At 70.7% G+C, this 10,604-nt stretch carries 8 protein-coding genes; 1 reads left to right on the top strand and 7 read right to left on the bottom strand.

The genetic code is table 11. The annotated features are described in order from the left end of the window. From ACFWQC_RS25840 to ACFWQC_RS25820, 5 genes are all read right to left on the bottom strand, one after another. On the bottom strand, window positions 1–1,212 hold a 1,212-nt coding region (locus ACFWQC_RS25840), incomplete at its 3' end, for an amidohydrolase (protein ID WP_378684884.1). 12 nt (window positions 1,213–1,224) lie between these two features. Then, entirely contained in the window at window positions 1,225–2,247 is a 1,023-nt protein-coding gene (gene meaB, locus ACFWQC_RS25835) for a methylmalonyl Co-A mutase-associated GTPase MeaB (RefSeq protein ID WP_378684881.1), read from the bottom strand. Window positions 2,248–2,259: 12 nt separating this feature from the next. Continuing rightward, window positions 2,260–3,945: a serine/threonine protein kinase gene (locus ACFWQC_RS25830; RefSeq protein WP_378684878.1), complete on the bottom strand. Its 1,686-nt coding sequence runs from the start codon at window positions 3,943–3,945 to the stop codon at window positions 2,260–2,262. Between the two features lie 222 nt (window positions 3,946–4,167). After that, window positions 4,168–6,366: a methylmalonyl-CoA mutase gene (scpA, locus tag ACFWQC_RS25825; RefSeq protein ID WP_378684876.1), complete on the bottom strand. Its 2,199-nt coding sequence runs from the start codon at window positions 6,364–6,366 to the stop codon at window positions 4,168–4,170. Further along, on the bottom strand, window positions 6,363–8,153 hold the full coding sequence (locus ACFWQC_RS25820; RefSeq protein ID WP_378684873.1) for a methylmalonyl-CoA mutase family protein: 1,791 nt from the start codon (window positions 8,151–8,153) through the stop codon (window positions 6,363–6,365). Before ACFWQC_RS25820 ends, scpA begins: the two co-directional genes overlap by 4 nt. Window positions 8,154–8,242: 89 nt before the next feature. On the opposite strand from ACFWQC_RS25820, the gene ACFWQC_RS25815 reads away from it, so the two are divergent. Beyond that, window positions 8,243–8,668, top strand: a complete 426-nt coding sequence (locus ACFWQC_RS25815; protein ID WP_378684870.1) for a hypothetical protein — start codon at window positions 8,243–8,245, stop codon at window positions 8,666–8,668. Here ACFWQC_RS25815 and ACFWQC_RS25810 read toward each other — a convergent pair. Both ACFWQC_RS25810 and ACFWQC_RS25805 read right to left on the bottom strand, forming a co-directional pair. Beyond that, window positions 8,628–9,044: a DUF1707 domain-containing protein gene (locus tag ACFWQC_RS25810; protein WP_378684867.1), complete on the bottom strand. Its 417-nt coding sequence runs from the start codon at window positions 9,042–9,044 to the stop codon at window positions 8,628–8,630. The two genes, ACFWQC_RS25815 and ACFWQC_RS25810, sit on opposite strands and share 41 nt — an antisense overlap. Then, entirely contained in the window at window positions 9,041–10,585 is a 1,545-nt protein-coding gene (locus ACFWQC_RS25805; RefSeq protein WP_378684864.1) for a sulfatase-like hydrolase/transferase, read from the bottom strand. Before ACFWQC_RS25805 ends, ACFWQC_RS25810 begins: the two co-directional genes overlap by 4 nt. Between the last annotated feature and the right edge of the window lie 19 nt (window positions 10,586–10,604).

Genomic DNA, 10,604 nt, shown 5'->3' with positions numbered 1-10,604 from the left:
TGTTTTTTTTTCTTCCTCCGCCTGGCCCACCCCGCGGGGGGGGGGGGGGCCGGGCCCACCCCGGGCGCCCCCCCCCCCCCCCGCGCGTTCGTCGATGCGCAGGTCGCCCTGGTGGAGGTCATAGGTGGGACCGCCGGGGGTGCGTACGCCGAGCCGGAACATCGAGCCGGCGACCTGCTCCTGGTACCAGCCGAAGTCCTCGCCGCCCAGACTCTGCGCCGAGACGACGGCACCCCGCTCCCCCAGGACCTCGCGGACGCTCTCGACGAGGATCTGGTGAGACTCCTCGTCGTTGCTCACCGGCGGGACACCGCGGGTGTAGTCGACGGCGGCCGAGACGCCGTAGGGGGCGATGATCTCGGCGACGACCTCGCGCACGACGTGCTCGACCTCGCTCCAGGCGTCGCTGTCGAGGATCCGCACGGTGCCTCCGACGGAGCCGTGGGCGGGGATCACGTTGTGGATCTGGCCGGCGGTGACCTTGCCCCAGACCACGCTCACGCCGGCCCGGGGGTCCATCCGCCGGCTCAGGATCACCGGCAGCTCGGTGGTCACCTTGGCGAGCGCGAAGACCAGGTCTCCGGTCAGGTGCGGGCGCGAGGTGTGACCGCCGGTGCCGCTGAGGTGGACGTCGATCAGGTCGGCCGCGCTGGTCAGCGCGCCGGAGCGGATCCCGACGCGGCCGACGTCGACGGTCGGGTCGCAGTGCAGCGCGAAGATCCGCTCCACGTCGTCGAGCGCACCCAGGCTCATCAGGTGCAGCGCCCCGCCCGGCATGACCTCCTCGGCGGGCTGGAACAGCAGGCGTACGCCACCGGGCAGAGGTGACTCGCGATACAGGTCGGCCAGCGCGAGGCCGGCACCGAGCAGGGCCGTGGTGTGTACGTCGTGGCCGCAGGCGTGTGCGACCCCGGGAACGGTGCTCGTCCAGATGTCGGTGGTGACGTCATCGACGGGCAGGGCGTCCATGTCACCGCGCAGCGCGACGACCCTCGACTCCTTGCCGTCCCCACCCAGATCGGCGATCAGACCGGTCGCGGACGGCCGGTCGACCTGCCAGCCCGCCTTCTCCAGTCGCTCGGCGATCAGCTCGGTGGTGCGATGCTCCTGCCAGGAGAGCTCAGGATGCGCGTGGATGTCCCGGCGCAGGTCGGTCAGCTCGGCGTCGTAGGTATCGACTCGCTCGGCGAGGAAGGCAGCAGGCTCCAGCATGGTCCCGTCAGACTAATCCTTGTCGTAGGCCGCGAGGATCCTGTCCGCGGCGACGGTCGCCGGAAGCTCGCCCGAGAGCACCTCGGCACGCACCTCCTCGCGGATCGCCTTGACGCCCGCGGAGTGCTTGAGCCGCTGGTCTAGCTCGTCGCGGACGAGCGCCCAGGTGAAGTCGAGCTGCTGCTCGGCGCGCTTGGTGCGCAGCCCGTCCTTGCCGAGATGGGTGCGGTGCGCCATCACCTGCTCCCAGACGGAGTCGACCCCGTCGTCGTGGAGCGCGGAGGCGGTGACCACCGGCGGCGCCCACTCCTCGCGGGAGCGCACCAGCCGGAGCGCACCGGCGAGCTCGCGCGCAGCCGCGCGCGCCTCCTGGGCGCGGTGGGGGTCGTTGGGGTCGGCCTTGTTGACCGCGATCACGTCGGAGATCTCCAGGATGCCCTTCTTGATCCCCTGCAGCTGGTCACCGGTGCGCGCGATGGTCAGGAACAAGAACGTGTCCACCATCCCCGCCACGGTCACCTCGGACTGTCCGACGCCGACCGTCTCGACCAGCACCACGTCGTAGCCGGCCGCCTCCAGCACCGCCATCGCCTGCACGGTCGCCCGGGCGACGCCGCCGAGCGTCCCGGCCGAGGGAGAGGGCCGGATGAAGGCGTTGGGGTCCACGGAGAGCCGCTGCATGCGCGTCTTGTCGCCCAGGACGGAGCCGCCGGTGCGTACCGACGACGGGTCGACCGCCAGCACCCCCACCTTGAGGCCGTTGGCGGTCAGTCGGCTGCCGAGCGCCTCGATGAAGGTCGACTTGCCGACCCCCGGCACCCCGGAGATCCCGACCCGCACGGTTCTGTGCTCATCTGCGGCTTCGCCGCGTGCCGCCGGTAGCTTGGTGAGCAGCTCGCGGGCGATGTCGCGGTGCTGAGGCTTGGTCGACTCGACCAAGGTGATCGCCCGTGACACCGCCGCCCGCTTGCCGTCGCTGATGCCGTCGAGAAGGTCTTGTACGTCGGGCCCTGGCATGGCCAGCACCTTAGCCAATCGCGAACCGGGTCAGCGAGCGCGCCGTAGTACGTCGCGCACGACGCCCGGCAGCTGACTCGAACGCAGGTCGTCCAGCGGCACCCACGAGACACCCATCTGCACCGCGTACCAGGCGACGGCGGCGGCGATGATCGCCAGGCCGACGACGGCGACGACCCAGCGCTGTGACGGCGAGGACGCGGCCCGGGCGACTGGTCCGACGGTGTCGCGGACCCGTTGCGACGCGAGCCAGGCCGCGGACATGAAGACCATCGCGGCGACGTAGAGCACCACGGTCAGCGGTAGCCCGAGCGCCAGGCAGCCGACCGCCACGGCGGCCGCGATCACCCCCGTCAGCGCGGTCAGCGCCGCGGTGCCGGGGATGGCGCGCACCAGGTCCCACGGCGAGCGGACGAGCGCCCCCAGGCCGTCGTACCACTTCCGGCCGCGCGCCTCGCGACGCTTCGACAGGTGGTCGGCGGCCAGCGAGACGGCCCGCAGCAGCCAGACGCCGAGGCCGAGGAGGGTCGCGCCCAGGAACGGGTACGCAGCCACGACCCCGGCGAGGATGGCGGCGAGCGCGACCAGGACCAGGAAGTGCATCGGACCCGGCCAGCGCTTGAGGTTGGCGTGCTTGCTGGGCGGGCTCCAGCCGGGCTCGGGCGACGGAGCGGGTGGCGGCGCCTGCGGGTCGAATCGGCGCACCACCACCGGCTCGGCCGGCGCGTCGGCGACGGTCACCGCGGTCGGCGGCACAGCCTCGACCTCCGTCACGGCGTCGCCGGCGGCCTCCGGGTCGACCAGCGTCGGCTTCAGCTCGGCGTCCACCGGTGCGGCGGCCAGCGGCATCGTCACCGGCAGCACCTTGGTGACCGCTTCGGCCCTCGACCACGGCTCCTCGGGCTCCATCAGCCACTCCCGCAGCTCCTCGAGGCCGGGCCGATCCGCGGGGTCCGTCGCCAGCGCGGCGGTGAGGACCTCACGCATCGACCCCTCGATGCCGTCGAGATCGTGCTGGCCGCGGCGTACGCGATCCAGGACGGCCATCGACGGACCGGTCCCGAACGGAGGCCGGCCCAGCAGCGCATAGGCCGTCGTGGCCGCCCAGGAGTGCACGTCGCTGGCCGGCGAAGAGGGCGTCCCCTCCAGGATCTCCGGGGCCAGATAGCCCGGCGTGCCGACCAGCCACCCGGTGAGGGTGATCTTGGGATCGTCGGCGACCCGGGCCAGCCCGAAGTCGATGAGCACCGGCGTACGTCCCTCCATCACCACGTTGGAGGGCTTCACGTCACGGTGCAGCACGCCGGCGTCATGGCAGGCCGCGACGCCGCCGGCCAGGCAGCGCGCCAGCCAGAACCGGTCCTCGCCGACGACCGGTCCGTCGTCCTTGATCCGGTCGTGCAGCGTCGGACCCGGCACGTAGCGGGTCGCGACGTAGGGAAGATCCGCGTAGGGGTCGGCGTCGACGATCTCGGCGATCCAGGGGCTGCGCACCTGGCGCAGCGACCGCACCTCGCGCTCCAGCCGGGCGCGCGTCTCCTCGTCCCCCACGACATGGGTACGCAGCACCTTCAGCGCCACCCGCTCGCCGGTCTCCTCGTGGCGGGCGAGGTGGACGACGCCCATGCCGCCCTCACCGAGCTTGCTGAGGATCTCGTAGGCGCCGACCCTCATCAGCCCGTCCCCGGATGCCCGCCCGGGGCGTAGGTCCGTCACAGCTCTGAGGCTAGACGAGCGCTACGCCCCCGGCGAGGACATACTCGGGACTACCGCTGGTCGAGGGCCACTTCGTTCAGACCCTCGCGCCAGCGAGCGTGTCGAGCGTTGTATCGAGCTTGTCGAGATGCCCAACACGGTCCCATCGAGCGCCGACGAGCCGTGTTGGTCTCGACACGGATTCGTTCGTTCCTCACGAATCCGGCTCGACCAGCGAGGTGATCAGTGGTCGAGCTGCTCCCGCAGACGACCGAGCAGGTCGATGGCGGAGTCGGCGATGACGGTCCCCGGCAGGAAGACCGCGGCCGCGCCCATCTGCTCGAGCGTGGCCACGTCGTCGGGCGGGATGACCCCGCCGATGACGATCATGATGTCCGGGCGCCCCTGCTCCTCCAGCGCCGCCTTCAGCGCAGGGAGCAGCGCGAGGTGACCGGCAGCCAGCGACGAGACTCCGACGATGTGTACGTCGGCGTCGACCGCCTGCTGCGCGACCTCCTCGGGCGTGGAGAACAGCGGGCCTACGTCGACGTCGAAGCCGAGGTCGGCGAAGGCCGAGACCACGACCTTCTGGCCACGGTCGTGGCCGTCCTGGCCCATCTTCGCGACCAGGATGCGCGGGCGTCGGCCCTCGGCCTCCTCGAACTCCTTGGTCGCCTTCAGCACCTCGGTCACCTTGGAGTCCCCCGACGTCGTCGCCTCGTCCCGGTACACACCGGAGATGGTACGGATGACGGCCTGGTGCCGTCCCCATGTCTTCTCCATCGCGTCGGAGATCTCCCCGACGGTCGCCTTCGCACGGGCGGCGTCGACGGCCAGCTTGAGCAGGTTGCCGTCCAGGTTGCCGGTACCGCTGGGCTTGCTCGTCGAACCAGCCGCATTGGTGATGGCCTCCAGGGCCCGGCGTACGTCCTCGTCGTCACGCTCCGCGCGCAGCCGCTCGAGCTTGGCGAGCTGCTGCTTGTAGACTTGGTCGTTGTCGACCCTGAGCACGTCGAGCGGGTCCTCGGAGACCCGCCGGAAGGTGTTGACGCCGATCAGCTTCTGAGCACCGGAGTCGAGGCGCGCCTGGGTGCGGGCGGCCGCCTCCTCGATGCGCATCTTCGGGATGCCCTGCTCGATCGCCTTGGCCATCCCACCGGCCGCCTCGGCCTCCTGGATGTGGGCCCAGGCGCGCTCGGCGAGATCATGGGTGAGCTTCTCGACGTAGTAGGAGCCGCCCCACGGGTCGATGATCTCGGTCGTGCCGGACTCCTGCTGCAGCAGCAGCTGGGTGTTGCGGGCGATGCGGGCCGAGAAGTCGGTCGGCAGCGCGATGGCCTCGTCCAAGGCGTTCGTGTGCAGCGACTGGGTGTGGCCCTGGGTCGCGGCCATCGCCTCGATCGCGGTGCGGCCGACGTTGTTGAAGACGTCCTGGGCGGTCAGCGACCAGCCGGAGGTCTGCGAGTGGGTCCGCAGCGAGAGCGACTTCGGGTTGGACGGGTCGAACTGCGAGACCAGACGCGACCACAGCGCGCGGGCCGCCCGCATCTTGGCGACCTCCATGAAGAAGTTCATCCCGATCGCCCAGAAGAAGCTGAGCCGCGGCGCGAACGCGTCGACGTCGAGGCCCGCGGCGAGACCGGTCCGGAGGTATTCGACGCCGTCGGCCAGCGTGTAGGCGAGCTCGAGATCGGCCGTCGCCCCGGCCTCCTGCATGTGGTAGCCGGAGATCGAGATCGAGTTGAACCGGGGCATCTTCGCGGCGGTGTAGGAGAAGATGTCGCCGATGATGCGCATCGACTCCGCCGGCGGGTAGATGTAGGTGTTGCGGACCATGAACTCCTTGAGGATGTCGTTCTGGATGGTCCCGGCCAGCCTCTCGGGCGGGACACCCTGCTCCTCGGCCGCGGCGATGTAGAGCGCCAGCACCGGCAGCACCGCACCGTTCATCGTCATCGAGACGGACATCTCGTCGAGCGGGATGCCGTCGAACAGCGTCCTGGTGTCGTAGATGGAGTCGATCGCGACGCCCGCCATGCCGACATCGCCGCGCACGCGCGGGTGGTCGGAGTCGTAGCCACGGTGGGTGGCCAGGTCGAAGGCGACGCTCAGGCCCTTCTGGCCGGCGGCCAGGTTGCGGCGGTAGAACGCGTTGGACTCCTCAGCCGTCGAGAACCCGGCGTACTGCCGGATAGTCCACGGCTGGGTCGTGTACATCGTCGGGTAGGGCCCACGCAGGAACGGGCTCAGGCCCGGGAAGGTGTCGAGCGCGTCGAGACCCTCGAGGTCCGCAGGCCCGTACGCCGGCTGGATCTCGATGCCCTCGGGGCTCAGCCACGGCTCCCCGTCGCTGATCGAGCCGCCGGAGCCGCTAGGCGGAGGCGTGTCGAGATCAACACCGTCGTTCAGCGAGAACTCCTTGAAGGAATCAGGAATGCTCATGCCAGCTTCTCCCTCGTAGCGGTCAGGAAGGCGAGTGCGTCGACGCCCATCGAGGCGGCGTCGTCCACCTCGGCGTCGACGGCGTCTGGCTTCCCGGCGATGATCACGTGCGTGGCGCCGGCCTTGCGGAGGGCCGCGATCGCGGCCGCGCCCCACTCGGCGTACGCCTTGTCTGAACCGGCCAGGCAGACGACCGGCGGAGAGCCGGTAGCCCGGTATTTCCCGGCCAGCTCCTCGGCGTCCGCGGTCGCACCCGCGATCTCGACGCCGATGCCACCGGCAGCGAGGAGGTTGGTCGCGAACGTCGCCCGGGCGGTGTGCTGGGCGACGGTACCGATGGTGGCGAGGAAGACCTTGGTGGTGGCGGGAGTGTCACGCATGGCCTCGAAGGAGGCGCCGTAGCGCACCACCCGCTCGTTCAGCGGGTCGACCGGCCGCTCGGGGAGCGTCTCGGCGAGGTTGGGGAACTCGGTGAGCCCGGTGATCGGGCGTCTGCGCCGAGCGATCGCCTTCTCCCGTTCGGCGGAGACCGCGGCGATCCGGTCGCGGAAGGGCGAGAAGTCGTGGCCTCCGACGGCGTTCGCCCCGGTCCACTCCTCCTCGAGCTCGATGAACGCCTCCCAGCCGGCCGCGGCCATGTCGGCGGTCAGCTGCTCGACGGCGAAGGAGCCACCGGCGGGGTCGGCGACGGCCGCGACGTGGGACTCGTCGATCAGCAGGTGGGACACGTTGCGGGCGATCCGTCGCCCGAACCCGTCCGGTACGCCGTTGGCGGAGTCGAAGGGCAGCACGGTCACCGCGTCCGCGCCGCCGACACCGGCGGCGAAGGCGGCGACGGTGCCGCGCAGCATGTTCACGTAGGGGTCGTACTTCGACAGCATCGGCCGCGAGCTCACCGCGTGGATGCGCATCTCCACGCCCTCGGCCCCGGAGAGCTCGAGGACTCGTGTCCACAGCTGACGGGCGGCCCGCAGCTTGGCGATCGTCGGGAACTGCTCGTCAGTGGCCGCGTACCGGAACTCGATGAGGCTCGCCGCTACGGCGGGCGAGAATCCCGCCTCGGTCAGCGCACGCAGATAGGCGACGCCGACCGCGACCGACCAGCCGAGCTCCTGCACGTCGGACGCGCCCAGATCATGCGCAGCCGTGGCATCGACGACGATCGCCCGCACCCCGATCCCCTGCGCGAGACGAGCGAGGTCGACCAGCTCGGCGAAGGCCTCGTCGGGCGCCAGCGGCAGGTCGCGCAGCAGCGCGCCCATCGGGTCGGCACCCAGGTTCGTCGCGGCGTGCAGCCCGGCACCGCGCTCGGCGATCAGCGCGAGCAGGTTCTGGGCGACCTTGACCGCACCGATCGGCGCGTCGAGCACGATCGGCGCCAGGTCGAGGAGCACCTTGTCGAGGAGCACCGCGAGGTCGGTGGTCTCGTCGGCGGCCACCCACAGCGAGGAGACCCCGCCGTCCAGGTCGACCAGAGCGGCCTCGTTGGCCGCCTTGGCGTCCACGCCGGAGAGACCGGAGACGAGCGAGCGGATGTCCCAGGCGCCGGCGCGCGTGGGACGCGCCGCGTCGGCGAAGGACGTGTCCGGCAGCCCGAGCGGGGCGATCCGGAGTCCGTCGAGGGAGGTGCGCGTCAGCTTGTCCCAGACGAGCGAGTCGGCGTCGTCGGCCGTCAGCCGACCGCCCTTGCGGAGGACGGCAGCAGTCGCCGCCTCCCACTCTGCCTGGGAATGGGCATCCGCCGGCTGGGCAAGGCGCAACGAGTCGTCGCGAGCGGCGTCGTTCATGGTTCGAACCTTAGGCCGATGAAGTGGCGGTGACCACAAAGTGTGAGGTTTACAACCGCTAACTGAGACGCGCCGTTAGGTTGACCGCCGTGAAGGTACGCACTCCGGGCGGACAGGTCTATCGGATCACCCGGCGCTGGGTCCCGTGGCAGCGGAAGTCGCGCCGCATGAGTCTCGACGGATTGGAGGTCCCTTTCGACGCACCTTCCGGCGACGATCCGATCAGTATGATCCTCGTGGTGGTCTGGCTCGTCATCGCGCTGCCGATCCTCGTCGTGGTCGTCGCGGTCATGCTGCTCACCGGCATCGAGCTCCTCCTCCTGCTCGCGATCCTCCCCTTCGCCGTCGGCGCCCGGGTCGTCTTCGGCCGTCACTGGACGGTCGAGGTCCGCCGCAGCTTCCACCCCATCTACGAAGAGCGCGCGGGCGATTGGCGAGCCAGTGGCGTACGCATCCGGGAGCTCGCCAAGCAGATCAAGGCAGGTCGTGTGCCCGCTCGCACCCTTCCCTGGTGACCCTAGGAGCGCGAGGCACGCCAGGTGTGCGTGGCACTCCTAGGGTCAGAAATCGCAGCAGCGGTAGGCCGGTGTAGACCAGCACCCACAAGGGCCAGAAGAAGCCGCGGCCGGTGAGATGCCAGACCAGGACGGCGATCGCGCCGCAGATCAGGAACACCAGAAGATCGCGTAAGAAACGGTCGCCCGCCGAACCAGGCGGAGCCGGGTCCCCGCCCAGGTCATCGACCACCGCGGCGAGGTCAGCGGACCGGGCGGCACCCCACACCGCCTCGGCTCGCGACTCCAGCTCGGGCGCGTCGATCCTCCCCGCGGCGTACGCCTCGACGAGCCGCGCCCGCGCGGCCTCGCGCTCCAGGTCACCGACCCTCGTCACAGCGCCTCCAGATCGAGCTCCCGGCCAGAGGCGTACAGGTCCTTCGGGCAGGTCGAGGCGGCGCAGTTCCGGTAGCGGTCGGCGAGCCTCGCGAGCGCCTTGACGGTCTCCGCGACCGCCGGGTCGGCGGCGAGGTTGTGCTGCTCATAGGGGTCCGAGGAGCGGTCGTAGACCTCGATCTGGCCGGTGTGCAGGCGGGCGTAGGTCCAGGAGCCGACCCGGACGCCGAACCACAGCTGCCTGCTCCCGTCGGCCACCCGCCAGCCGCTGATCGGGATGGCGCGTACCTGCTCGGGCGCGCGCAACCACGGCATGACGTCGATCCCGTCCTGCGCTCGAGGTGGCCGAGCCCCCGCCGCCGCCAGCAGGGTGGCGGCGAGATCCGGGTTGGTGACCGGGGTCCGCACGGTGCGGCCGCGCGGCACCCCGGGACCGCTCATCAGCACCGGGATCCGCAGCGACTCGTCGTAGTGCCACAGCTTGCCGTTGAGGTTGTGGTAGCCGTTCGAGAAGCCGTTGTCGGAGGTGAACACGACCAGCGTCCGCTTCAGCTCACCGCTGCGCTTGAGCGAGCCGATCAGCGAGGCGATGTTGCGATCCAGGCTGCGGATGGCCTCGAGGCGGCGCTGGTAGGCGATCCGGAGGGCGTCCTTCTTCCGCGGGTTGAACTTCCCGCGCCCGGGCGAGCCTTTCGCGTAGCCGGAGGTGTCCTCGGGAAAGAGGTTGGGCCGCGGCGGGATCCGCACGTTGTCGTAGAACCCACGGTCCTGGGTGTCGGGCACGGTCACGGACAGCGCCGCGTCGGTGCCCGGGTAGATCTTCTTCGGATCGTCCGGCCCAGAAGGCCCGCCGTGGTGCGGCGCCACATAGTTGACCCAGGCGAACCAGGGGTCCCCGCTCGCGCGCTCGGCCGCGATCCCGTCCTTGGCATGCTCGGTGATGACGGTCGAGGAGTAGCCCTTGGACTTGATGATCTCGCCGTTGACGTTGAACTTCGGCGAGCGGAAGTTGTAGGTCGACGGGTCGACGGTCGCGCGCCACTGGTCCCACCCGGGCGGCACGTCGCCGCGGGTCGAGCCCTCGCCGTAGCCGTTGAGGTATTTCCCCGCGAGGATCGTCGCGTAGCCCGCATCCTGCAGCGAGGTGGCGACCGTCGCGGAGTCATCGAAGGCCTGATACCCGCCGTACGGCCCCTCGATCGTGCGCGCACCGTGGTTGTGGGCGTACTGCCCGGTCAGCAGCGAGGCCCGCGCCGGCACGCAGATCGGCGTCGGCGCGATCCCCTCGGAGAAGTTCACCCCGGTCCGCTCGACCAGCTTCCGCACCTGCGGCAGGTAGTCCATGTCGAGGGAGGAGAGGTCGTCGACCGTGACCATCAGCAGGTTCGGCCTCTCCGCGGGCCGCTCCAGGGCAGGCGTACGCGTCGGGCCCGCCGCCACGGCGGCCGGCTCGTGCACCAGGCCGGTCACCGCGAGGGCGCTCATCGCCACCGTCGCGACAGCGGCGCGCTTGCGACGCGTGAACAGGTTGCCGACCAACATGACCAAACACTCCCAAAGT

It is taken from the genome of Nocardioides sp. NPDC058538 (assembly GCF_042719275.1).
Lineage (GTDB): Bacteria > Actinomycetota > Actinomycetes > Propionibacteriales > Nocardioidaceae > Nocardioides.
This window is presented reverse-complemented; position numbering and strand designations above follow the sequence as displayed.

Excerpts from the sequence above, each read along its gene's own strand:
- ACFWQC_RS25820 (WP_378684873.1), bottom strand. The coding sequence starts at position 8,153 with ATGAACGACGCCGCTCGCGACGACTCGTTGCGCCTTGCCCAGCCGGCG.
- ACFWQC_RS25805 (WP_378684864.1), bottom strand. The coding sequence starts at position 10,585 with ATGTTGGTCGGCAACCTGTTCACGCGTCGCAAGCGCGCCGCTGTCGCG.
- scpA (WP_378684876.1), bottom strand. The coding sequence starts at position 6,366 with ATGAGCATTCCTGATTCCTTCAAGGAGTTCTCGCTGAACGACGGTGTT.